19 protein-coding genes and 1 tRNA gene are annotated in these 24732 nt (G+C 60.8%); 5 read left to right on the top strand and 15 right to left on the bottom strand.

Going from position 1 to position 24732, the window contains the following annotated elements:
• Positions 1-8: 8 nt before the first annotated feature.
• From J3P82_RS04540 to ptsP, 4 genes are all read right to left on the bottom strand, one after another.
• The gene (locus J3P82_RS04540) at positions 9-1550 is read right to left on the bottom strand and encodes an alkaline phosphatase D family protein (protein WP_434561041.1); all 1542 of its coding nucleotides are present in this window, start codon (positions 1548-1550) and stop codon (positions 9-11) included.
• Between the two features lie 105 nt (positions 1551-1655).
• Entirely contained in the window at positions 1656-3401 is a 1746-nt protein-coding gene (locus J3P82_RS04535) for a PTS fructose-like transporter subunit IIB (protein ID WP_434561039.1), read from the bottom strand.
• A gap of 13 nt (positions 3402-3414) precedes the next feature.
• Entirely contained in the window at positions 3415-4356 is a 942-nt protein-coding gene (pfkB, locus tag J3P82_RS04530; RefSeq protein ID WP_434561037.1) for a 1-phosphofructokinase, read from the bottom strand.
• Positions 4356-7220 carry a phosphoenolpyruvate--protein phosphotransferase gene (gene ptsP / locus J3P82_RS04525; protein ID WP_434561035.1) on the bottom strand — a complete coding sequence of 955 codons (2865 nt, stop codon included), beginning with the start codon at positions 7218-7220 and terminating at the stop codon, positions 4356-4358. Before ptsP ends, pfkB begins: the two co-directional genes overlap by 1 nt.
• Positions 7221-7509: 289 nt before the next feature.
• Between ptsP and cra the strand changes: the two genes are divergently transcribed.
• Together cra and J3P82_RS04515 are read left to right on the top strand one after the other, a co-directional pair.
• Positions 7510-8505: a catabolite repressor/activator gene (cra, locus tag J3P82_RS04520; protein ID WP_434561033.1), complete on the top strand. Its 996-nt coding sequence runs from the start codon at positions 7510-7512 to the stop codon at positions 8503-8505.
• A gap of 20 nt (positions 8506-8525) precedes the next feature.
• Positions 8526-9302, top strand: a complete 777-nt coding sequence (locus J3P82_RS04515; protein WP_434561031.1) for a TatD family hydrolase — start codon at positions 8526-8528, stop codon at positions 9300-9302.
• A gap of 25 nt (positions 9303-9327) precedes the next feature.
• On the opposite strand, the gene J3P82_RS04510 is transcribed toward J3P82_RS04515, so the two are convergent.
• The 4 genes from J3P82_RS04510 to J3P82_RS04495 form a co-directional block, all read right to left on the bottom strand.
• Positions 9328-10032: a methyl-accepting chemotaxis protein gene (locus J3P82_RS04510; RefSeq protein ID WP_434563690.1), complete on the bottom strand. Its 705-nt coding sequence runs from the start codon at positions 10030-10032 to the stop codon at positions 9328-9330.
• Between the two features lie 1624 nt (positions 10033-11656).
• Positions 11657-12493, bottom strand: coding sequence for a regulatory signaling modulator protein AmpE (ampE, locus tag J3P82_RS04505; RefSeq protein ID WP_434561029.1), 837 nt, complete (start codon positions 12491-12493; stop codon positions 11657-11659).
• Positions 12490-13050, bottom strand: coding sequence for a 1,6-anhydro-N-acetylmuramyl-L-alanine amidase AmpD (gene ampD, locus J3P82_RS04500; protein ID WP_434561027.1), 561 nt, complete (start codon positions 13048-13050; stop codon positions 12490-12492). The genes ampE and ampD overlap by 4 nt, the downstream gene beginning before the upstream one ends.
• A gap of 64 nt (positions 13051-13114) precedes the next feature.
• Entirely contained in the window at positions 13115-15325 is a 2211-nt protein-coding gene (locus J3P82_RS04495) for a DUF1631 domain-containing protein (protein WP_434561025.1), read from the bottom strand.
• A gap of 234 nt (positions 15326-15559) precedes the next feature.
• Between J3P82_RS04495 and nadC the strand changes: the two genes are divergently transcribed.
• Positions 15560-16408 carry a carboxylating nicotinate-nucleotide diphosphorylase gene (gene nadC, locus J3P82_RS04490; RefSeq protein WP_434561023.1) on the top strand — a complete coding sequence of 283 codons (849 nt, stop codon included), beginning with the start codon at positions 15560-15562 and terminating at the stop codon, positions 16406-16408.
• A gap of 125 nt (positions 16409-16533) precedes the next feature.
• Here the strand turns inward: nadC and J3P82_RS04485 are convergent, their stop codons facing one another.
• Positions 16534-16839: a DUF6388 family protein gene (locus tag J3P82_RS04485; RefSeq protein WP_434561021.1), complete on the bottom strand. Its 306-nt coding sequence runs from the start codon at positions 16837-16839 to the stop codon at positions 16534-16536.
• A 349-nt stretch (positions 16840-17188) separates the two neighbouring features.
• Between J3P82_RS04485 and J3P82_RS04480 the strand changes: the two genes are divergently transcribed.
• Both J3P82_RS04480 and J3P82_RS04475 read left to right on the top strand, forming a co-directional pair.
• Positions 17189-17440: a type II toxin-antitoxin system HicA family toxin gene (locus tag J3P82_RS04480; RefSeq protein WP_434561019.1), complete on the top strand. Its 252-nt coding sequence runs from the start codon at positions 17189-17191 to the stop codon at positions 17438-17440.
• On the top strand, positions 17437-17778 hold the full coding sequence (locus tag J3P82_RS04475) for a type II toxin-antitoxin system HicB family antitoxin (protein WP_434561017.1): 342 nt from the start codon (positions 17437-17439) through the stop codon (positions 17776-17778). The genes J3P82_RS04480 and J3P82_RS04475 overlap by 4 nt, the downstream gene beginning before the upstream one ends.
• A 22-nt stretch (positions 17779-17800) precedes the next feature.
• On the opposite strand, the gene J3P82_RS04470 is transcribed toward J3P82_RS04475, so the two are convergent.
• The 6 genes from J3P82_RS04470 to infB form a co-directional block, all read right to left on the bottom strand.
• Positions 17801-17873 (bottom strand) — tRNA-Thr (locus J3P82_RS04470).
• A gap of 128 nt (positions 17874-18001) precedes the next feature.
• Positions 18002-20107, bottom strand: a complete 2106-nt coding sequence (pnp, locus tag J3P82_RS04465; RefSeq protein WP_434561015.1) for a polyribonucleotide nucleotidyltransferase — start codon at positions 20105-20107, stop codon at positions 18002-18004.
• Positions 20108-20301: 194 nt separating this feature from the next.
• Positions 20302-20571 carry a 30S ribosomal protein S15 gene (gene rpsO / locus J3P82_RS04460; RefSeq protein WP_003177875.1) on the bottom strand — a complete coding sequence of 90 codons (270 nt, stop codon included), beginning with the start codon at positions 20569-20571 and terminating at the stop codon, positions 20302-20304.
• Positions 20572-20715: 144 nt separating this feature from the next.
• Complete coding sequence (truB, locus tag J3P82_RS04455) at positions 20716-21633, bottom strand: tRNA pseudouridine(55) synthase TruB (protein WP_434561013.1); 918 nt, start codon at positions 21631-21633, stop codon at positions 20716-20718.
• Positions 21634-21636: 3 nt separating this feature from the next.
• Positions 21637-22038, bottom strand: coding sequence for a 30S ribosome-binding factor RbfA (gene rbfA, locus J3P82_RS04450; protein ID WP_186612165.1), 402 nt, complete (start codon positions 22036-22038; stop codon positions 21637-21639).
• Between the two features lie 159 nt (positions 22039-22197).
• Positions 22198-24726 carry a translation initiation factor IF-2 gene (gene infB / locus J3P82_RS04445; protein ID WP_186639532.1) on the bottom strand — a complete coding sequence of 843 codons (2529 nt, stop codon included), beginning with the start codon at positions 24724-24726 and terminating at the stop codon, positions 22198-22200.
• Positions 24727-24732: the final 6 nt, after the last annotated feature.

Here is a 24732-nt window from a genome sequence, read left to right as displayed (position 1 = left end):
CGCTCAACTCAAACCGGCTGCAACTTCTTCTCGAACACCGCCGTCCCTTCCAGATCCCGCAACACCACGCTCAGCTCCCCGCTCTGCCCGTCGATGTTCACCTCGCCGAAAAACTGATACCCCGCAAACGGCGAAGTGTTCTGGGCCGGCGGAGCTTTCTGGAAAACCACTTCAGGGCCGAAGGTCTTGTCCAAGGCGTTAGGCCCGAAACTGCCGGCATTCAGCGGCCCCGCGACAAACTCCCAGAACGGTTCGAAATCCTGGAACGCGGCGTGTTCGGGGTGGTAGTGATGGGCGGCGCAATAATGGACATCGGCGGTGAGCCAGACGTAATTGCGCACCTGATGCTTGCGCAAGTAGCCGAGCAACTCGGCGACTTCCACCTCGCGCCCCTGGGCAGCGCCTGGGTCACCGTTGGCGACCGCTTCCCAGCGCGGCACGCCGGGGCTGACCTCGCCGTCGGGTACGCCGAGGCCGATGGGCATGTCGGCGGCGATGACTTTCCACTGCGCCCGGGATTGCTTCAATTCGCGCTTGAGCCAATCCAGTTGCTCACGTCCGAGAAAAGGTTTGGCCGCGCCGAGATTGGCATCATTGGCTTCACGGTAGCTGCGCATGTCCAGTACAAATACATCCAGCATCGGCCCATAACCGAGCTTGCGGTAGATACGTGCTGCGCCATCGCCTTTTTGCAAGCGCATCGGCGCGTATTCCAGCCACGCCTGCCGCGCGCGATCTACCAGGCTGTGGATATCTTTTGTCTGGTAGCGCTCGTCCAGTTGCTTGCCGGGCGACCAGTTATTGACCACCTCGTGATCGTCCCACTGCCAGATCTGCGGCACTTCGGCGTTGAAGCGGCGCACATTTTCGTCCATCAGGTTGTAGCGGTAGTTGCCGCGATACTCGTCCAGCGTCTCGGCCACCTTGCTCTTGGCCTCGGTGGTGAGGTTGCGCCAGATACGCCCGCCCTCGGTGGTAAGCTGCGCAGGCACCGGGCCATCGGCGTAAATGGTGTCGCCGCTGTGGATAAAAAAATCCGGCAGGCGCAGGCGCATGGCTTCGTAGATGCGCATGCCACCGATGTCCGGGTTGATGCCGAAGCCCTGGCCGACGGTATCGCCGCTCCAGACAAAACGGATGTTGCGCTTGAGCTGCGGCACGCTGCGCAAATGTCCGAGCCAGGGCTCGCTGGCCACGCCGCTTTGGGCGTCTTCGAAATGCACGCGATAGAAAATCGCCTGGTCGGGCGGCAGGCCGGTGAGTTCGACCCGGGCGGTGAAATCGCTGCGACTGTCAGCCAGCGGCGAGACAAAGCGTCGGGGATTGGAAAACTGGCTACGGGTGTCCCATTCCACCACCATCCGCGACGCACGATCGCTGCGACTCCAGATCATCGCCCGGTCGCCCTGCAAGTCGCCGGACTGCACGCCGTCGGTGAGTAATGGTCGATCCTTGACCGACGCTATTACCGCCGGCGCCAATCCGGGCAACAACAACCCCGCGCCCACGGCTTGCATCACTCGGCGACGGCCCAGGTCGAATTCGCTCATGATGTTTCTCCCAAATGGAAAAACTTAAGCATGGCTGTGTGAATCGGATGTGACAGGTGTGCGGTGACGGGGAGCGGCTTGCCCGCCCCCACGAGGGTGGTTGGTTCAGGCCTTGGCCGGCTCCAGCGCCATTTCCACCACTTCCGGCCGCTTGAGCAGCGCGTACGCCACCGCCGTCACCAGACTGCCCGCGACGATCGCCAGCAAGTACAGCAACGCATGGTTGATGGCGTTGGGGATCAGCATCACGAACAACCCGCCGTGGGGCGCCATGAGCTTGCAGCCGAAATACATCGACAGCGCACCGGTCAGCGCGCCACCGGCGAGGCTGGCCGGGATCACCCGCAGCGGATCCTTGGCGGCGAACGGAATGGCGCCTTCGGAAATGAAGCACAGCCCCAGCACCAACGCAGCCTTGCCGGCCTCGCGCTCGGTCTTGGCGAACTTGCGGCGGGCGATGAACGTGGCGATGCCCAAGCCAATCGGCGGCACCATGCCGGCGGCCATGGTCGCGGCCATCGGGGCGTAACTTTGCGACGCCAGCAACCCCACCGAAAACGCATAGGCAGCCTTGTTGATCGGCCCGCCAAGATCGACGCACATCATCGCCCCCAGCAGCACGCCCAAGAGGATCGCGTTGGTGGTGCCCATGCTGTCGAGGAAGTGCGTCAGGCCTTCAAGCATGCCCGCCACTGGTTTGCCGACGATGTAGATCATTACCAGGCCGGTGAACAGGCTCGCCAGCAACGGAATGATCAGGATCGGCTTGAGCGCTTCCAGGCTCTGGGGCAGGCGCGCGTAGCGGTTGATCGCCTTGGCCGCATAACCCGCCAGGAAACCGGCGATGATCCCGCCAATGAAGCCAGCGCCGAGGGTGCTTGCCAGCATCCCGCCGATCATCCCTGGCGCCAGGCCCGGCCGGTCGGCAATGGAGTAGGCGATGTAGCCCGCCAGCAGCGGCACCATCAGTTTGAAGGCGGTGTCGCCGCCGATCTGCATCAGCGCCGCCGCGAGGGTGCCTGGTTCCTTGAAGGCCTCGATGCCGAACACGAACGACAAGGCGATCATCAAACCACCGGCCACCACCATCGGCAGCATGAACGAAACGCCCGTCAGCAGATGCTTGTAGACCCCGCTTTTTTCCGCCTTCGCCGGACCGCCGGAAGCGCCGCTCGCCGCGCTTTCCTGTTGCCCTTCGACCAAGGCTTTTTTCAACGTGGCTTCGGCCTGTTTCAAAGCGATGCCGGTGCCACAACGGTAGATTTTCTTGCCGGCAAAACGCTCTGTGGCGACCTCAATGTCAGTCGCCAGCAACACCACATCGGCCTCGGCGATTGCCTCGGCGCTGAGGGGATTACGCGCGCCCACCGAGCCTTGGGTTTCCACTTGCAGATCGTAGCCCAAACGGGCGGCGGCCTGCTGCAAGGCTTCGGCGGCCATGAAAGTATGAGCAACGCCGGTCGGGCAAGCGGTGATCGCCACCAGGCGCGGGGCACGCTCCGTCGACGCCGGCGGTTCCTCGGCGAGCAAGTCGGCTTCGGCCAGCACCTGGGCCTCTTCGGCGCCGCGACGCAGCACCGCATCAACGTCTTGCAGGGCCACGGCTGGCGTGCTGCGGAACACGCGCTTGCCGACGAACCGCGACAAGTCCACCGGGCCGCTGGCGACCAGCAACACCCACTCGGCCGCTTCCAGGGTGGCGGCTGACAATTGACGCTCCGGATGGGCCGCGTCATGGACTTCGACGCTGGTGCTCCAGCCGTGGCGCTGGGCTGCCGCATCCAGCAGGCGGGCGCACAACACACTGGTGACCATGCCGTTCGGACAGGCCGTCACAATGGCTAATTTCATCTTGCGAACCCTCTTATTGTTCTGTCAGGGGGCGCACGCGCACGCCCTGTTCAAGCGACGCCAGCAACCCGGTGTCATGGATGCCAAAACCGATCTGGGTGACCGCCATGGCGGCGATGGCCGTGGCAGTGCGCAGGGTCTGCTCCGGGGTGTCGGCGCTGAGCAACCCATGCAGCATTCCGGCGAGCAACGAATCCCCGGCGCCCACGGTGCTGGCGACGCTGACCTTGGGCGGCGAGGCGTGCAGCGCCGCGCCGACACTGAACCAATTGACCCCGTCAGCGCCGTGGGAAATCACCACGTGCTCGATGCCCTGGGCATGCAGCCGCTCGGCCGCTTGGGCTTGAGCCAATTCCGTGACCACCTCGCAGCCCAGCGCATCGGCCAGTTCCTCGGTGTTCGGCTTGATCAGCCAAGGCCCAGCCGCCAAGGCCACGCGCAAGGCCTCGCCACTGGTGTCGAGGGCCACATTCAGGCCAAGTTGTTTCAAGCGCGCAATCAACGCCTGCAACCATTGCGGGCTGACGCCACGGGGCAAGCTGCCCGCCACGACCACCACATCGTGGCCGGGGGCAATTTGCTCAAGGAGCGCCAACAACGCTTGCTGCGCGGCTTCATCGACCACCGGCCCCGGGCCGTTGAGATCGGTGATGCGTCCGTCCCGTTCGGCCAGTTTGATGTTGCTGCGGGTTTCGCCGGGGACGCGGATAAAGGCATCGAAAAAGCCCCGCTGGGCGAACAACGTCTCGAACACCTGGGCGTTGTCCTCGCCGAGAAAGCCGCTGACCGTCAGGGTGTGACCGAGATCGGCCAACACCTGGGCCACGTTCACACCCTTGCCGGCGGCGTGGGCGTGCATGGCGTCGCTGCGGTTGACCTGGCCCGGTTCCAGGCGCGCCAACTCCACCGTGAGGTCGAGCGCCGGGTTGAGGGTCAGGGTAAGAATCTTCGCCATTACAGCGCCTCCACTAATGCGCGCACGTCATCGGCGCTGCCCACGGCTAGTGCCGCTTGGGCCAGGATTTGTACTTGCGCCAGGCTCAGCTCGCGAACCCGCGCCTTCACCTCGGCAATGCTGCGGGCCGACACGCTCAGTTCGTCCACGCCCAGGCCCACCAGCACCGGCACCGCCAGCGGGTCCGCGGCCAGCTCACCGCATACGCCCACCCATTTGCCATGGGCATGGGCGGCCCGCACGGTGATGTCGATCAATTGCAGCACCCCCGGGTGCAAGCCATCGGCCTGGGCCGACAAGGTCGGGTGACCGCGGTCGATCGCCAGGGTGTACTGGGTCAGGTCATTGGTGCCGACACTGAAGAAATCGACTTCCTTGGCGAGCACCGGCGCCAGCAGCGCGGCGGACGGCACTTCGATCATGATCCCCAGCTGCAAGTCCGCCACGGGAATTTCCAGGCGCAGACGCTCGGTCATGTCCCGGGCCTGGCGCCATTCATCGACGCTGCCAACCATGGGAAACATGATCCGCAGTGGACGGTTGTCAGCCGAACGCAACAACGCGCGCAGCTGCGCTTCCATGATCTGTGGACGCTGCAGGGTCAGGCGAATGCCACGCACGCCGAGGAAGGGGTTTTCTTCTTTTGCGATGGGCCAGTACGGCAGCGGCTTGTCTCCGCCGACGTCGAGGGTGCGCACCACCAGCGGTCGACCAGCAAGGCCGTCGAGCACCTTGCGGTACTCGGCTTCCTGGGTCGCTTCGTCCGGGGCCTCGTTGTGGGCCATGAAAATCAGCTCGGTACGCAACAGGCCGATGCCTTCGGCGCCCTGCTCCACCGCGCTGGTAACGCCGGCGCTTTCGCCGATGTTGGCAAACACCTCCACCGCGTGACCGTCACGGGTCACCGCCAGCTGATGCCGCTGCTCGGCGGCGACCTTGAGGCGCTGCTCGCGGGTGTCGCGCTCTTCGGCGGCCCGTTGCAGCGTGGCGGCATCCGGGTCGACATGCAGGCGACCGCGCTGGCCGTCCAGCAGCAAGGAGGTGCCCGGCGCCAGCAACAACACCGCCGCCCCAGCGCCGACCAGCGCCGGGATGCCCAGCGCACGGGCGACAATGGCACTGTGGGCCGTGGCGCCGCCGCGGGCGGTGAGAATCCCCGCCACGCGGGCCGGGTCCAGGCGGGCTACATCGGACGGGCCTACTTCGTCCATCACCAAGATGTAGGGTTGGTCGGGTTCAGCCGGGGTTTCGATGCCGCACAGTTGCGCCAGCACCCGGCGGCCAACGTCCCGCAGGTCGGCCGCACGCTCGGCAAGCAACGCGTCCTGCAAGGCTTCCTGTTCTTTCGCTGCAGCTTCGATCACGCCCATCCACGCCGCTTGCGCGCTCTCACCGAGTTTCAAGCGGGTGTCGACTTCGTCGGTCAGTTCCGGGTCGTCGAGCATTTCTTGGTGAGTGATGAAGATCTCGCGGATGGCCTTGGCCTTGGCGCGCTCTATCAAACCTTGAATGTCGCGGCGAACCTGGCTCAGGGCTTTTTGCAGCCGTTCGCGCTCGATGGCCGGCGATTCGCCGCGCAGCGGGTAGTCGATGTCCTGCAACACTTGAATATGAGCCGGGCCGATGGCAATACCTGGTGCGGCGGCGACAGCCTGGATCAAGCTCCCGGGTTCCGGCGCGAGCATCACGCTGGCGATTTCAGCCATGGGCGTCTCTCGCGGCGCGCTCGGCGGCGGCAGCGGTTCGACCTCTTCACCCAGGCCTTCTTCGATGGCGGCCAGCAGCGCCGGCAACGCATCGGCGGCAATGCTCGGCTCGGCAATAAATTCCAAGACCTGACCGCGACGGGCGCCCAGGCTGAGCAATTTGCTCAGGCTCTTGGCCGACACGGCGCTGTCCTGGCCGTCAACGATGCGCACACGAATCTCGCCTTCGAAGTTTTTCGCCAGCTGCGCGAGGATTTTCGCCGGACGCGCGTGCAACCCGTGGGCATTGGCCAGGCCGATGCGTGCGCTGGGCCAGTCGGCGGGCAACTCGCCACCGAGCACTTCCAGGACCTTGCGGCTGCTGGTGGCGCGGCCCAGCTCATGACCGCGACCTTCGATGAGTAACGCGCAGAGTCTTTCCAGCAAGGCCTGGTGGGCCTCGCCGAGGCTGGCCAGGCAAAATAATCCGCTCAGCGGCTGACCGAGGTAGCGGATGGGTTTGTCCGGCGTGACGAAGGCCAGGCCCGGGCGCTTGACCGTTTGTTCGCTGTGCAACCACCACAGGCCGTCGCCCAATGGCAGGGCCTCGACCTGCTGCAACACACCGGCAAAACCGTTGCTCACGCAATCAGCCTGGCGCAACAGGCGAGCGCCACGCCACACCAGCTCCTCGAAATCGTCGGCCGACACGCCAAGACCGATCATTTGCGCGTCCAGCGCCAGTTCCTGCGGCGCACCTTGCAATAATTTCAACAAGGCTTCGGCGGAACCGGCGCGGCGCAAAGCCTGGCCCAGGTCGGTCTCGCCGAGGGCGCGGGTCAGCAGTTGCAACAGGCGCAGGTGCTCGTCGGACTTGGCCGCGATGCCAATCGCCAGGTAAACGATCTGGCCATCGCCCCAATCCACACCGTCGGGGAATTGCAGCAAGCGCACGCCCGTGGCATACACCAGGTCGCGGGTCTGCGGGGTACCGTGGGGAATGGCAATACCTTGGCCAAGAAAGGTCGAGCCCTGGGCCTCGCGAGCCTGCAAGCCGGCGAGATAACCCTCGGCGACCAGGCCATCGGCCACCAGTTTATCGGCGAGCAATTGCAGCGCGGCGTCTTTATCCACAGCCACCTGGGCCATGGATATCTGCTCTAGAGTGAGCTCGAGCATGCTTTCTCCTTTTTGGCGTCCGGTGGGCGCCAGGTATTGTTTTGAATGAATCAGCTTAGCGTGACAGGACGGCTTTTGGCGGTATCGCGGCAGTGCGGCCAAAAATCCTGAGAGCCTTGAAAATACGCTTGCTGAAACGTTTAATCTAGAAAGATTGGCACGTTACTCGATAATCTCTCATCCTTGAAGTGCAACTTGTCGAAACGGCTCGCAGGATGATCATCGCTGCGAATCGGGTAGGATGAGCCTTCAGTGTCGCGGCATACTCGAAAAAACAAGGAAAACCGGGTTGAAACTCAGTGATATCGCCCAGCTTGCCGGTGTGTCCGTGACCACCGCCAGCTACGTCATCAACGGCAAGGCCGAACAGCAACGCATCAGCAACGCGACCGTCGAACGGGTGCGGGCGGTGGTCGAGGAACACGGCTTCACGCCCAACCCCCAGGCCGCCGGGCTGCGCAGCCGGCATACCCGCACCTTGGGTTTCATCCTGCCGGACCTGGAAAACCCCAGTTACGCGCGCATCGCCAAGCTGTTGGAACAAGGCGCCCGCGCCCGAGGCTATCAGCTATTGATCGCCAGCTCCGACGACGCGCCCGACAGCGAACGCCAACTGTTGCAACTGTTCCGCGCGCGACGCTGCGATGCGCTGATCGTCGCCAGTTGCCTGCCCGCCGAAGACGACAGTTATCGCCAGTTGCAGGCCAAGGGCATCCCGATCATCGCCATCGACCGGGTGATGGAACCCACGCATTTCTGCTCGGTGATCAGCGATGACCGCCAGGCCAGCCTGCAACTGACCCGCAGCCTGCTGGAAACCCATCCACAGCAGATCGCATTGATCAGCGCCCGTCCCGAACTGAGCATCAGCCAGGAACGGACTGCCGGTTTTCGCGAGGCGCTTGCCGGGTTCGACGGCCAGGTGTTGATCGAGCATGGCGAGTCCTTCAGTCGGGAATGCGGTCGACAGCTCATGGACGAAATGCTCGCGCGCCTGGGGCATTTGCCCGACGCGTTGATCACCACCTCCTATGTGCTGCTGCAAGGGGTATTCGACGCCCTGCACGATTTCCCGCTCAAGTCGCGTCCGCTGCGCCTGGGCACGTTTGGTGATACGCAGCTGTTGGACTTCCTGCCGCTGCCGGTCAACGCGATGTCCCAACAGCACCAATTGATCGCCGAAAAAGCCCTGGCGCTGGCGCTGGCAGCTATCGAAAACAATGACTATCAACCCGGTGTACAGGCGATTGCCCGTACGTTCAAGCAGCGTATCCACCCAGGCTGAAAGCTCCCGCGGATCGAAGCATGGAACTGATCGATACTCACACTCACCTGGATTTCCCCGATTTCGATGCGGATCGTCCGGCGCTGCTGGCCGAAAGCCGCGCCTCGGGCGTCCGGCAAATGGTGGTGCTGGGGGTGCATCGGGACAACTGGCAGCGGGTCTGGGACCTGGTGCAAAGCGACTCGGACTTGTACGCCGCGCTGGGCCTGCATCCGGTTTTCCTTGACCAGCATCGCCAAGAAGATTTAACCCTGTTACGCCAATGGCTGAGCCGCCTGGTTGGGCATCGGCAGTTGTGTGCGGTGGGTGAAATCGGCTTGGACTATTACGTCGACACCCTGGACCGTGACCGTCAGCAAGCACTGTTCGAAGCGCAGCTGGAACTGGCCGTGGAGTTCCAATTGCCGGCGCTGATCCATGTGCGCCGCAGTCACGCCGCCGTGATCGCCACGCTTAAACGTATCTGTCCCGAGCGGGCCGGCATCATCCACGCGTTCGCCGGAAGCTTCGAAGAGGCTCGCGAGTACATCAAGCTCGGTTTCAAGCTCGGTCTTGGCGGCGCCGCCACCTGGCCACAGGCCCTGCGGATGCACCGGGTGCTGCCAAAACTGCCGCTCGACGCGGTGGTGCTGGAAACCGACTCACCAGACATGGCGCCGGCGATGTTTCCCGGCCAGCGCAACAGCCCGGCGCATTTGCCAGCGATTTGCGAGGCGCTGGCGGGGATCATGAATGTCAGCCCCGAGCGACTGGCCAAGGCCAGCACGGCAAACGCCTGCCAACTGTTCAACTGGTGAACCCGCTGTGTGGCGGACCTAGGTTTCACACCCGAAACGCATTGATCAACTGCTTGAGCTGCACCACTTGGGCGGACAGTTCGCGACTGGCGTCTTCAGTCTGGTGCGCGCCCTCGGCGGTGCGTTCGCCGGCGCGGTTGATTTCGACGATGTTCTGGTCGATGTCATGGGCCACCGCCGTCTGCTGCTCCACCGCAGCGGCGATCTGTTGGTTCTGGTCGACGATCATGCCGACAGCGCCGAGGATATTGTCCAGCGCCTGCTGGACCTTTTCCGACTGACTGACGGTGCCGCTGGCCATCTCGTGACTGGTGCCCATCGCTTTGACCGCTGCGCCCACGCCACCGTGAAGACGGCTGATCATTGCTTCGATTTCTTCGGTCGATTGCTGGGTCCGCTTGGCCAGGGTTCGCACTTCATCGGCCACCACTGCGAAGCCGCGTCCTTGCTCTCCGGCCCGGGCCGCTTCGATCGCGGCGTTGAGCGCCAACAGGTTGGTCTGCTCGGCAATGCTTTTGATCACGTCCAGCACACGGCTGATGGCCTGGCTGTCGGTCGCCAGCTGATTGATGACCTGCACCGACTGATCGATCTCGTTGGCCAACTGGGCGATGCTGCCTTGCTGGGATTCCACCAGGCCGCGTCCGCTGAGGGTTTCGTCATTGACGCTGTGAGCGCTGCTGACCGCCGCGGCGGCGCTGCGGGCAACTTCCTGGGCGGTGGCAGACATCTGGTTCATCGCCGTGGCGACCAGCTCGATCTGGCTGCGCTGCCCAGCAACGGCCTGATTGCTCTGGGCCGACACCGCTTCCACCTGCCCGGCCTGGCGCTCGACCTCGGCAACAGTGCGGCCGACTTGTTCGATCAAGTCATGGATCTTTGCCACCGTGCCGTTGAACACTTCACCCAGCTCGCCCAGTTCGTCTTTGCTGCGGGCCACGAAGTTGACCGTCATGTCGCCTGCTGCGACCTTATCCATCATCGCGCCCAGATGTTTGAGGGTGGTGCGCGTCGAGGCGTAGAAGCCAGCGTAAAGATAAAAAATCGATAGGAAAACGGCCGCCAATGCCGCGGCTTGCAACACCATATGGCTGCGGTTCTGCTCCAGGCGATGCTGCAACTGCACATCGAGAAAGCCCAGGGTTGCTTCATTCAACCGATAGGTCTGTTCCATCAAGCCGCTGACCTGCTCAAAAAACGCCGGCCAAGGCGCATCCAACGTGTCCGCCATCACCACTTGTTCTTCGATCAGTTCGGCGGCCTGTTTGAGCGTACTTTTGCTGCCGCCGGCCTGATCGACCAGCGTCTGCCCTGCCGCCTGGCTGGAGCCTAGGACATCCTGCAGTTTCAGGTCATATTCGCCCTGGAGTTTTTCGATCTGTACCAGCAACTCGTCGAACCGGGTGCTCGACGCCGAATTGAGAAAACCCTGCCCCAAGGACGAAGCACCCAACGCGCGACCTTCACCCAGAATCTGAGTGACCTTGGGCGTTACGCCAATAATCAGCTCGCTGAGCTGGCGAATGTCGCCCTGGTTGTCCCGGCTCAAGCCCGCCTGACTGGCGATGATCTGGCCAAACATCTGCGCGTTATTGAGCAATTTACCGATCAAGGCACTTTTGCTTTGCAGAGAGCTTTCGGCCTGCTGGACCTTGAAGGCGGCGATCAATTCGTCGCGCTTGGCATCGAAGGCGCTGACGTGCTCTGGCTCCACGGCCATGGCGCTCATGCTTTGCAGGCGCAAGAGCACTTGTTGCTCAAGGGCGGTAATTTTCGCTTCCACGTCGCCGGCCTTGCCCGACTGGCCCAAGCTGGCGTTGATTTGCACCAGGTTGTTCAGCGTCTCCAGGTCTCGACGCAAGGTGAGGCTGCTGCCCAGCAGGTCGAGGCTTTGCAGCTCCACTCGCGTGCCCTGAAACTCCCGATAGGAGTCGCGCACCAGAAAGAAGTTGGTCACCAGCATCGGCAGCAGGAACAGCACGCTGATCAAGCTGAACTTCATGCCGAAGCTCAGGCGGTTCATCAGGGCAACGGCGGGCCAGAGCAAACTCTTCACAAGGAAGTCTCCCGGTAGCTTTTTATTTTTATGGGGCGGGCACGCAGAAGCAGCAGAAAGCCACTACGCGGGCACTGCGTCTGTATAGCCTAAATCACCAGGGAGATTTGTAACTTAAGGTTAACGAGAGGTTGGCCGCAGACCATCGTGGCGAGGGAGCTTGCTCCCGCTGGCCTGCGAAGCAGGCCCCAAGGTTTCTTCAGCAAGATTGCCTTTTCCAGGATTGCGGCTGCTGCGCAGCCGAGCGGGAGCAAGCTCCCTCGCCACAAAAGCACGGCCACAACCCTGTACGCATTGATCAGGCCAACACCGTCCACAACGCAAACCCGGCGTACCAGAGCACCGCAGCGCGCAGCAGCAGTTCCCAGAGCCGATCCAGACTGTTGATGCCGTCCGGGCCGGCGACTGGTTTCGGAATCTCGCCCGCCACCAGTCCCACCTTGTCGATAAGGTCGGCGGCGCTGATGTTCCAATTGAGCAACTCGTGCAGCATGACGCGGCTGACCGCTACGAAGTTGCCCACCAGGGCGAAGCTTGCCGCCAGCAACCGTACCGGCACCCAGTCGAAGGCATGGCGCAGTTGCGTCGCCCGCTCGGCCACCTCGGGGTTGTGGCTGTGGTCGGCGGCCAGCGCCAGCAATCGATAGCTCAGCGCAGCCACGGGGCCGAGCAGGAAGTACCAGAAAATGACCGCGAAAAAACTCTGGTAAGCCTCCCACAGCAAATGGCCTTGGACCCGCTCCAGCAACTGCTCGCCGTCGTCGGCATCGATGCCCAGGTCGCGCTTGGCCACATGAGTGGCCGCTTGCAGGTCTTCCCGGCGCCAGGCATCGCGAAACGGACCCAGGTCAGCCAACAGATCGCCGCGTCCCAGACTGTAGATCACCACCAACAGATGCACCGGCAATGCCAGCAACCCATAGGCCACCGGTTCCAACACCCATAGCAACAGTGCCAGCAGCGCCACTGGCAGCAGGACCATGACCACCAGCACCAACCAGGGCCGCTTGACCCAGCGTGGGCTCGCCTCCAGCTTGTTCAGCTCGCCCAGCCAGCCGCCATCACGCTGGACCCGCTGGCGCAAGGCCGAGAACTTCTCGATCCAGACGGCCAGCAGCAACACCAGAAAACTCATTGTCCTTCCCCTTCTATCAGGGCCGCTCGATAGCGCGCCCAGTCGAATGCCGGCCCCGGATCGGTCTTGCGCCCCGGAGCGATGTCGCTGTGCCCGCAGATTCGTTGCACGGTGATCGCCTTGAATGCTGCCTGTAACTGCCGGGTCAGATCCACCAGCGCGGCATATTGTGCGTCGGTAAATGGCAGATCATCGGTGCCTTCAAGTTCGATGCCAATGGAAAAATCGTTACACGTCTCCCGCCCTTCGAAGCATGAAACGCCCGCGTGCCAGGCACGATCCAGGCAGGAGACAAATTGGCTGATGACGCCGTCACGTTCAATCAGGAAATGCGCGGAGACGCGCAGGTCTGCGATACCGGCAAAATAGGGATGTTCCGTGACATCCAGGCGATTCTGGAAAAATTCCTGCACCTTGCCCGTCGCGAACTGTGCCGGCGGCAAGCTGATGTTGTGGATCACCAGCAGGGAGATTTCGCCCTCAGGGCGCGCATTGAAATTAGGCGATGGGCAATGACGCGCGCCATCGCACCAACCGCTTGCGGGGTCCAGCTGCATACAGGTTCCTTCGATGACGACGGTGAATGCCGTCAGTATGCCGCGATCGGCCTCGGCTGCGCGATCACTTGCCGCGATTGAGCTGGCGCAGATTGCCCAGAACCGATTCCAGCGCCCGGTCGAACAGCAGGGTATCGTCCAACAGCCGCGCCGCTCCCCGGCGGAATTCCAAGGCCAGGCTGGTGCGGCTGTGCTCCAGAACCTTGAGGCCGGTGCGGTTGACGAAGACAAACTTGCCGGTGGCCTGGATGATCGCCGCGAGCTTGCAACGAAGGTTGTTGTCTTCATCCTCTTGGAATTCGACCCAGCTTCCCAGGCGCAATTGGTCGACCTGGAGCAGGCCCACATCGTCGGCCGGCAGACGGACAGTCGTCTCCTCCATGGACGCTTTCGGCGCAGTCCGCAGGACGATAGGCTCCGCTACCTCGACCATGACCGGCGAATCGGCCGGTTCAGCCTGCTCGGGAGCCTGGCCCATCCGCTGAAGGGCCTGGACGTGAAGCACTTCCAGTTCGCTGAAAAATTCGCTGGTGGCGAAGGGGTCGAACGCCGAGCGGCTCAAGCCCTCGCGCAAGGCCTTGAGCAATTCCGGCACCATCGCCAGCAAACGCAGGCCCGCGTCGGACTCTTCGTGGTGCTGGACACTCCAGACCAATTGTTCGAGCGTCAGCACGTCTGCCTTCCATTCAACGGAATGCTCGCCATGCTTGAAGCCGGTCAGCAGCAACACCTGGCTCCAGGCTTGCTGCACAAAGTCCACCACGGCCTGGGGCAAGAGCTTGCCCAGCATGACCTGGTTCAGCGCGCCTTCGACTCGCTGGCGCGCCAGTTCGGCCTTTGCCCGCCCCTCTTCAGCGTCTCGAATACGTTGTTCCAACAACTCACTGCGGCGACGCTCGTCGCTGGTGAACGCCAGGAACTCGGCCAGTACCTCGGAAAAGATCGCCGGGTCGTCGACAAAATCGTTCAACAAACGCTGCACCACTTGCTCGATGCGCAAGTACAGGGCATCACGCTGATGATCGTCGCATTCGCCCCAGCCCATCGCCGCAGCGGCGATTTCATTGAGCAGACGGCGGGCCGGATGATTACCACGACTGAAAAAGCTCTTGTCCTGCACCGCGACCTTGAGCATCGGAATCTGCAGTCGGCCGATCAAGGCCTTGAGGATATCCGGCAAGTTATGGTCTTCGAGAATGAACTCGAACATCATCGCGATCAGATTGATCACGTCTTCGTCGGCGCCATCAACGACCCGGGACTTGCCGCTCTTGACGCTGACCCGGGTCAGCAACTGTTCCAACTGGCTACGCAGATCGAAATCATCCTGCACCGTAGGCGACGGCACATATTGCTGCAAATGAGACAGCAGTCGCAGCAGGTCTCGTGTCGAGATTGGCTGGGCCGGCGCGCTGGCCTCCAGGGTTGGCGCGACACTGCCACGAACCTGGACCAACAGTTTCTGCAACGCGGCGAACACTTCGTGCACGCTGTCATCGATGTCGTCGATCCTTGGCCTTGCCGCGCCAGCGGCCTTGGGTAGAGAGACCTCTTCAACGCGATCCGAGGCCCGACGCGACGGAGAGGCCTTGAGATCCGGCAAGATGCCCGTGGCAGCCAGCAGCTGATTGGCTTCGGTGTAGAGCTGGTCGCATTCGCTGAGCACATAGCGTTCGAAAAGTTTGAGCAGGATCAACTTGACCTTGATCCCCACACCCAGGTTGCGCCCGGCCTGGAGAAAATGCTCGCACAGCAATGCCGGGCTCAAGGGGTTCTGCTGGTTGGCCAACGGCCGGGCCAGCAACGCACTGAGCCGGGCCGTGAGTTGATCCAGCGAAACGCCATCGCGACTGAGCACCCGCGCGACCATGGTTTCCACCGCCAGGCGACGCTCCAGCTCGTCATGGTTTGGCTGGCTCGGGATCGCTCCCAGCACCGGCGCCAGCGTTGCCTGGGTGAGGTCGTATTGGGCAAGGCTGACGAACGCCTCGAAAAACTGCTCGATAAATTCGCGCTCGATACTTTTGCGTTTAAGCCGCAAGTCGCGCATGGCCTCGAAATAGAGATTCTGCTCAACATCGTTGCGCGCCCGATCGGACATTTCGAACAGTGTGTCATCGGCGTTATCGAACAACCCCTGCAAGCCAAGGCGCAACTGCTGTGCAGCCTTGTCGCGAACCTGAAGCAGAATCACAGGCAGGCGGGCGAGCGGCGAGCGAGTCGCCTGGTCGTTAGGCACCTTGTGCAGAGGCACCACATTCCCGTCATTGTGCATCCTGGCCTCCTGAAAACGGCATGTTCGGTTCGCGACGTCAAAGTCATGACGTCAATCGAAAGGCGGATTATCGGGTAAAGGACGTCAGTCACACCAGCACTGCTCTGTGACCAAGCTCAAATAGATCGCAATAAGTGACCGGCAAAATGGGTAAATGTTGCAAGGACGCGACCAAATACAAGCCAATCAGTCCCAAGTAGATATAATCGGGCCACTTTGTCTGTGGAGCCCGCTATGCCGAATCTACGTCTCGCCGACCTGACCGCCGAAATCGAAGCCAATGTGCGCCGCGCGTTGCTCGAAGACATCGGCAGTGGCGACATCACCGCGCAACTGATCCCCACCGAACGCCTGGCCAAGGCCACCATCATCACTCGAGATGCCGCGATCATCAGTGGCACGGCCTGGGTCGATGCGGTGTTTCGGCAATTGGACGCCCGCGTCGCGGTGCATTGGCAAGTCCGCGACGGCGACCGGGTGAACCCTGACCAGGCACTGTTCCACCTCGAAGGCCCGGCCCGTTCGTTGCTGACCGGTGAACGTAGCGCGCTGAATTTTCTGCAACTGCTATCGGGCGTCGCCACTCGGGCTCGTTACCTGGCGGATTTCGTCGCCGACACACAGGTCAAGCTGCTCGATACCCGCAAAACGCTTCCAGGGCTGCGGCTGGCCCAGAAATATGCGATCACCTGCGGTGGCTGCCATAACCACCGCATCGGCCTCTACGACGCCTTCCTGATAAAGGAAAATCATATCGCCGCCTGCGGCGGAATCGCGCAGGCCATCAACGCCGCCCACAAGATCGCGCCGGGCAAGCCGGTGGAAATCGAAGTCGAAAGCCTGGCGGAACTGAAAGAGGCGCTGGCGGCCGAGGCCGACATCATCATGCTCGATGAACTGAGCCTGGACGATATGCGCGAAGCCGTGCGCCTGAACGGCGGCAAGGCGAAACTGGAAGCCAGCGGCGGGATCAACGAAAACACGTTGCGCCCGATTGCCGAGACCGGCGTGGACTACATCTCGATTGGCGCGTTGACCAAGGACGTGAAAGCCGTGGATCTTTCGATGCGGCTCAGTCTCTGAGCCGCTTCGAGCGGCAAGCGGCAAGCGGCAAGCGGCAAGCTTCAAGCTTCAAGCTTCAAGCGGTTCAGCGCTTGGCTTGCAGCTTGCAGCTTGAGGCTTAAGGCTTAAGGCTTAAGGCTTAAGGCTTAAACGACGAGATTATTCATCTCGCAGTACTCATCCCAATCCACACCCAGTACCTCCGCCGCTTCCTTGTGCAAGACAAGGCGTTGCTCCTCGAACTCTTCCGGTGTGCTGGTGTACTTGAGGGTCAGCTCCCAAGGCTGCAGCCCCTGGGCCTCGGCCTCATCCTCGAATGCCCACTGGATCTGGTCTTTCTGGTCATCGGCGGACAAGTCCTTGATCTCATCCCGCAATTGCGGCGTGTCTTTGAGATACTTTTCCAGGGCTTCTTCGTGTCTGGATTCCTGGCTCAATTCATTAACGGTCATGGCGTTCTCGCTGATCTGGGAATGGAAGATGGATCTGGATCATCAAGGATCTCTCTGACGCAAAAAACCGTGTAACGCCCGGTTTATCTGGCCTTCAGAACCATTCGGGGATCATCTGAAAACAACGGCATTTATTTTTGGGACAGGGGAATCCTAACAGAGACGCAAGCCAGTGCAACAACCGGAATAAAAGGAGGGCGCGTACGTGCGTGGTTACAGTTTCTGGGTTCCATGCGTGCAATTCGCCCTTTAAATTTCCACCTTCATCATTGAGGCTTCAACGAGCAGAGGCGTTCACATTGACCGCCCAATGACATGCAACTATATTCAGTTGCACCAAAAGGCATTCATGTCAAAAAATGAAAAACTTCTTGCACAGCTACTCAACGGGCAAAGCACATTCACTTGGTCGGAACTTGTCACCCTGTTATGTCGGCTTGGCTACTCCCCATTAGAAGGATCGGGCAGTAGGGTCAAATTCGACAATCGAGACCCGAGCGCAATAATCAACCTGCACAAGCCGCATCCCGGAAACGAGCTCAAAGCGTATGTGAGACGCCAGGTTATTGAGCAATTGAAAACAGGAGGCCTGATTACATGAACTCCCAACTGCAATACAAAGGCTATGTCGGCTCAATTGAAGCAAGCACCGAGGACAAATGCCTGTTTGGAAAGCTTCTATTCATTAGAGCGCTGGTGAGTTATGAGGGACAAACGGTAGCTGAATTGGAAACAGCTTTCCGCGAGGCGGTAGATGACTATCTACAAACCTGTCAGCAGCTAGGGCAGAAGCCGGAAATCCCGTGCAAAGGATCGTTCAATGTTCGTATCGGTCACGATCTTCATCTAGCAGCCGCTTTGGCGGCAACCCGCCAAAATGTATCGTTGAATGATCTGACACGCCAAGCGCTGAACGAGTACCTACAGCACCACGTATAAAATCGCGGGAAAAAAAGCTTTTTGCCCGAGACAGGAATCGAACCTGCGACCTTCGCGTTACGAGTGCGCTGCTCTACCGACTGAGCTACACGGGCGTGGGGCTAAACCTAGCATTGAGCCAGAGGGCAGGCAACCTGTGACAAAAATGATTTTTGCGCACACAGCAAAACGCCCCGAACCAGTCGGGGCGTTTGCTTGTTTCAGCGGCTAAGCGAAAGGGTGATTAAACGCCCGACGCCTTGGCTGCTGCGACGTCCTTGATGGACAGCTTGATACGGCCGCGGTTGTCCACGTCCAGAACCAGCACTTCCACTTCCTGGCCTTCCTTGAGGATGTCGGTCACTTTCTCGACGCGAGCATCGCTCAGCATGGAGATGTGAACCAGACCGTCCTTGCCCGGCAGGATGTTGACGAACGCGCCGAAGTCGACGATGCGTTCAACCTTGCCGACGTAGATCTTGCCGATCTCGGCTTCCGCGGTGATGCCCAGGACGCGCTGGCGTGCTGCTTCTGCCGCTTCCTTGGTTTCGCCGAAGATCTTGATCGAACCGTCGTCTTCGATATCGATCGAGGCCTTGGTTTCTTCACAGATCGCACGAATGGTCGCGCCGCCTTTACCGATGACATCACGGATTTTGTCGGTGTCGATTTTCATCGCGATCATGGTCGGAGCATTTTCCGACAGCTCGGTACGGGACTGACCAATGATCTGGTTCATCTGGCCGAGGATGTTCAGGCGCGCTTCCAGGGCTTGGCCCAGGGCGATTTCCATGATCTCTTCGGTGATGCCCTTGATCTTGATGTCCATCTGCAGTGCGGTGACGCCCTTGGCGGTACCGGCCACTTTGAAGTCCATGTCGCCCAGGTGGTCTTCGTCACCCAGGATGTCGGTCAGGACCGCGAATTTCTCGCCTTCCTTAACCAGACCCATGGCGATACCGGCAACCGGCGCCTTCATCGGCACACCGGCGTCCATCAGGGCCAGGGAAGCGCCGCAGACCGAAGCCATCGAGCTCGAACCGTTGGACTCGGTGATTTCCGAAACCACGCGAATGGTGTACGGGAACACGTCAGCGGCTGGCAACATGGCCTGGACCGAACGACGGGCCAGACGGCCGTGACCGATTTCGCGACGACCGGCGCCACCCATGCGACCACACTCGCCCACCGAGAACGGAGGGAAGTTGTAGTGCAGCATGAACGGGTCTTTCTTTTCGCCTTCCAGGGTGTCGAGCAGTTGCGCGTCACGGGCTGTGCCCAGTGTTGCAACGACCAGCGCCTGGGTTTCGCCACGGGTGAACAGGGCCGAACCGTGGGTCTTCGGCAGGACGCCGACTTCGATGTTCAGCGGACGTACAGTGCGGGTGTCGCGACCGTCGATACGTGGCTTGCCGTTGACGATGTTTTCGCGAACGGTGCGGTATTCGATTTCACCGAATGCAGCCTTGACGTCGCTGGCCGATGGCTGGCCTTCTTCGCCGGACAGCTTGGCAACGACCTGGTCTTTCAGCTCACCCAGGCGCGCATAACGGTCGGCCTTGATGGTGATGGTGTAGGCCTGGGAGATCGCTTCGCCGAACTCGGCACGGATCGCGCCCAGCAGCTCGGTGGCTTCTGGCTGTGGAGCCCAGGTCCAGGTTGGCTTGGCGGCTTCGGCAGCGAGCTCCTTGACGGCGTTGATCACCACCTGGAACTCGTCGTGGGCGAACAGCACGGCGCCCAGCATCTGGTCTTCGGTCAGCTCCTTGGCTTCGGATTCAACCATCAGCACGGCTTCGGAAGTACCGGCCACGACCATGTCCAGGCTCGACGCCTTCAACTGTTCGTAGGTCGGGTTCAGCAGGTAGCCGGTGCTCTCGTGGAACGCGACGCGGGCAGCGCCGATCGGACCATCGAAAGGAATGCCGGAGATCGCCAGGGCAGCCGAGGTACCGATCATCGCAGCGATGTCCGGATCGGTTTTCTTGCTGGTGGAGACGACGGTGCAGACAACCTGCACTTCGTTCATGAAGCCTTCAGGGAAAAGCGGACGGATCGGACGGTCGATCAGTCGGGAAGTCAGGGTTTCTTTCTCGGAAGGACGGCCTTCGCGCTTGAAGAAACCGCCAGGGATCTTACCGGCAGCGTAAGTCTTTTCCTGGTAGTGAACAGACAGAGGGAAGAAGCCTTTGCCTGGATCGGCTTGCTTGGCACCGACAACGGTCACCAATACGCTGACGTCGTCGTCAACGGTGACCAGCACTGCGCCGGAGGCCTGACGGGCGATACGGCCAGTCTCGAGGGTAACGGTCGACTGACCGAATTGGAATTTTTTGATTACCGGGTTCACGGTGTCCTACCTTCTTTGTGGCTCTTGGGGAACTTGTCTTCTTGCGAAATTCTTGGGCAATGGCGGGAGTCGGCCCGACGCCTGTCCAGGGTAAAACGTGTATCCAGATAAAATTTGAGGCTGGGAGCCTGCCATGCGCCAGCGGGAAACCCACTGACGTACGACAGACCACCAACCTCTAGCGCAATCGCTGATTAGCGACGCAGACCCAGGCGACCGATCAGAGTCTGATAACGACCCAGATCCTTGCCTTTCAGGTAGTCCAGCAGCTTGCGACGCTGGTTTACCATGCGGATCAGACCACGACGGGAGTGGTGATCTTTACCGTTGGCCTTGAAGTGACCTTGCAGCTTGTTGATGTTGTGGGTCAGCAGTGCAACTTGCACTTCTGGCGAACCAGTGTCACCAACAGCTTGCTGGTAGTCAGCTACGATTTGAGCTTTTTCTTGAACGTCGAGAGCCATGAGGCAATCCTTTTTAGTCAGGAAACTGTTTCAAAGAAACAGCTTCAACAGGCCAGGGACAAATCCCTGTATCTATAAATGAGTAGTGACCGTGCCTGTTAACAGCCACACTCGCCAACCTGTTGTTACGCAGGCTGGTTCCGGTCATTCCGACCGAATCAGTCGACGCGGCGCAATGCGCCCGTCTTCGCTCACTTCACCGATACCGATGAAGCGACCGTTGTGATCCTGCACCCGGACCATACCGAACTTCGGTGCATCCGGGGCACGTACTGGCTGGCCATTGAGCCAGTAGAACGCGCTGTGTTCGGAGAATTGCAGTAACGGCCAATCCAGCAAGCCGCTGTCCGAGGGCATCAGGAAACGGTCGACCGCTTCGTTACCGCCTTCGGCATGCACCGCTTCCAGCTCTTCCAACGTGACCGTCTGGGCCAAGGTGAATGGCCCGGCCTGGGTCCGTCGCAATTCTGCCACGTACGCGCCACAGCCGAGCTGCTCACCGATATCCTCCACCAGGGTGCGGATATAAGTGCCTTTGCTGCAATCCACGGCAAGCCGCGCAGTATTACCGTCAAAGGCGAGCAATTCCAAGCGCGCAATAGTAACAGAACGCGGTTCACGCTCCACTACTTCGCCGGCGCGAGCTAGCTTGTACAGTGGCTGGCCATCACGCTTGAGGGCAGAGTACATCGGCGGTATCTGACTGATTTTCCCACGAAATCCGGGTAATACCGCTTCTACATCCGCCTGACCAACGGTCACCGGGCGCTCCAGCAAGACCTCACCTTCGGCGTCCGCCGTGGTGGTGGTCTTGCCTAGCTGGGCGACGGTTTCATAACCCTTGTCGGAGTCGAGCAGGTATTGGGAAAACTTGGTCGCCTCGCCGAAGCACAGCGGCAGCACGCCGGTGGCCAGAGGATCGAGACTACCGGTGTGCCCGGCCTTCTCGGCATTGAGCAGCCAGCGAACCTTCTGCAACGCCGCGTTGGAGGTAAACCCCAACGGCTTGTCGAGCAGGATGATACCGCTGACGTTACGACGGATACGTTTGACCTGAGCCACCGTTTACTCCTTGGTGTCTTCGGGTTCAGACGCCGCCGGGTGCTGGCTGTCTTCAGCCACGGCGCGCTCGATCAGGGCCGACAGATGCGCACCCCGCACGACGCTCTCGTCGTAGTGGAAGTGCAGCTGTGGAACGCTGCGCAGTTTCATCTCCCGAGCCAGTTGCATCCGCAGGAAACCAGCGGCCGAGTTGAGCACCTTGATGCTCTGGGCGATTTCTTCCGCACTGTCCTGGCCCATCACGGTGATGAAAATCTTCGCGTGACCGACGTCACGGCTGACTTCCACAGCGGTAATGGTGACCAGGCCGACACGCGGATCCTTGACTTCGCGGCGGATCAGTTGGGCCAGCTCACGCTGCATCTGATCGCCGATTCGTTGGGTACGGCTGTATTCTTTTGCCATGTCTTGTTACCTGTTACTGCCCCACGGTCAAACCCGTGTGGTCTGAAAGCGGCAAACGCCCGGCCTGGCAAAAGCCAGACCGGGCGTTGCGTTTAGAGTCCGCCAACCAGGCAGCGCATGTTCATGCGACTGCCCGGTGCGGCTCTTGAAGTGCGCGAGTCAGAGGCTGCGAGCAACCTGGACCTTCTCGAAGACTTCGATCTTGTCGCCGACCTTGACGTCGTTGTAGCTCTTGACGCCAATACCGCATTCCATGCCGGCACGTACTTCGGAAGCGTCATCCTTGAAGCGGCGCAGGGACTCCAGCTCGCCTTCGAAGATCACGATGTCTTCACGCAGTACACGGATTGGACGGTTACGGTGAACGACACCTTCGATCACCATGCAACCGGCGATGGCACCGAACTTCGGCGAACGGAACACGTCGCGAACTTCGGCGGTACCCAGGATGTTCTCGCGAACATCGCTGCCCAGCATACCGGTAAGGGCTTTCTTGACGTCTTCGATGATGTCGTAGATCACGTTGTAGTAACGCATATCCAGACCTTCCTGCTCGACGATCTTGCGTGCGCCAGCATCGGCACGCACGTTGAAGCCAAACAGTACAGCGCTGGAGGCCAGTGCCAGGTTGGCGTCGGACTCGGTGATACCACCGACACCGCCACCGACCACACGCACTTGCACTTCGTCGTTACCCAGGCCGTTCAAGGCACCGTTCAACGCTTCCAGCGAACCACGGACATCGGATTTGAGGACGATGTTAAGCGTCTTCTTCTCCGCCTGGCCCATGTTCTCGAAAATATTCTCCAGCTTGCCGGCGTGAGCGCGAGCCAGTTTGACTTCGCGGAACTTGCCTTGACGGAACAGAGCCACTTCACGGGCTTTCTTCTCGTCAGCCACCACGCTCATCTCGTCGCCAGCATCCGGGGTACCGTCCAGGCCGAGGATCTCGACAGGGATGGAAGGACCGGCTTCCTTGATTGGCTTGCCGTTCTCGTCGAGCATGGCACGTACACGGCCATAGTTCGAACCGACCAGCACCATGTCGCCTTGGCGCAAGGTACCGTCTTGAACCAGAACGGTAGCAACCGGACCACGACCTTTGTCGAGTCGCGATTCAACCACGACGCCTCGGCCAGGAGCCGAAGGAGTCGCTTTCAGTTCCAGAACTTCAGCTTGCAGCAGAACGGCTTCGAGCAACTCGTCCACACCAGTACCGACTTTCGCCGAAACCGATACGAACGGGGTGTCGCCGCCCCATTCTTCCGACGTCACGCCGTGAACCGACAGTTCGCTACGGATGCGATCGAGATCAGCGCCCGGCTTGTCGATTTTGTTCACTGCAACAACCAGTGGAACGCCGGCAGCCTTGGCGTGCTGGACCGCTTCAATGGTCTGCGGCATTACGCCGTCGTCCGCTGCAACGACCAGAATCACAATGTCAGTCGCCTTGGCACCACGAGCACGCATGGCGGTAAACGCGGCGTGACCCGGGGTATCGAGGAAAGTGACCATGCCGCGGTCAGTTTCAACGTGGTACGCACCGATGTGCTGGGTGATACCGCCGGCTTCGCCAGCAGCTACCTTGGCACGACGGATGTAGTCGAGCAGCGAAGTCTTACCATGGTCAACGTGGCCCATTACGGTCACGACAGGCGCACGGGAGAACGTCTCACCTTCAAACTTCAGGGACTCCGCCAGGGAGTCTTCCAGGGCGGTGTCGCTGACCAGGGTCACTTTGTGGCCCAGCTCTTCGGCTACCAGTTGAGCAGTTTCCTGATCAAGCACCTGGTTGATGGTCGCTGGAGTACCCAGTTTGAACATGAACTTGATGATTTCAGCAGCCTTGACCGACATCTGATTGGCGAGATCGCCAACAGTGATGGTCTCGCCGATCTGCACATCACGCACGACAGGGCCGGTAGGGCTCTGGAAACCGTGGGCGTTACGCTTCTTCAGCTTGGCCTTGCCGCGACCACCACGACGGAAGCCATCGCTTTCTTCGTCGGTAGTACGTGGGGCAACGCGTGGAGCAGGCGCTTTCTCTTTGACCGAGGCACGATGCGGAGCGTTTTTGCGCTCACCATCACCACTGCCACGACGACTGTTATCGTCGGCACGTGGTTTGTCCGGACGGCGTTGTTCGTTCTGCTTGTTGCGAACGTCAGCAGACGGTGCTGGAGCAGCGGCTACAACCGGTGCGCTTTCGCGTACTGGCTCGGCAACTACGGCAGGCGCTGCAACGGCGTCGTTAGTAACGGTTTGCCCAGCAGCAGGCTGGCGACGCGCTTCTTCTTCGGCGCGACGCTTGGCTTCTTCTTCAGCCTTCTGACGTGCAGCGTTTTCTACTGCGCGACGCTCTTCCAGCTCGCGTTTACGCTCGGCTTCGATTTCTTCCGGGCTGCGCTGTACGAAGACTTTCTTCTTGCGTACTTCAACGCTGATGCTTTTGCTACCGGCAACACGCAGGGTGCTGGTGGTTTTACGCTGCAGAGTGATCTTGCGCGGTTCTTCCACTTTCGCCTTGTGACTGCTCTTCAAGTGAGTCAGCAGGGACTGCTTCTCACTGTCGGTCACATGTTCCTCAGCGGCGGTGTGCGGCAGACCTGCCTCACGCATCTGCTGCAACAGGCGCTCTACCGGTGTTTTGACCTCATCGGCCAGTTGTTTCACCGTGACTTGCGTCATGCACTT

It is taken from the genome of Pseudomonas sp. Z4-20 (genome assembly GCF_051131955.1).
GTDB classification, from domain to species: domain Bacteria; phylum Pseudomonadota; class Gammaproteobacteria; order Pseudomonadales; family Pseudomonadaceae; genus Aquipseudomonas; species Aquipseudomonas marvdashtae.
This window is presented reverse-complemented; position numbering and strand designations above follow the sequence as displayed.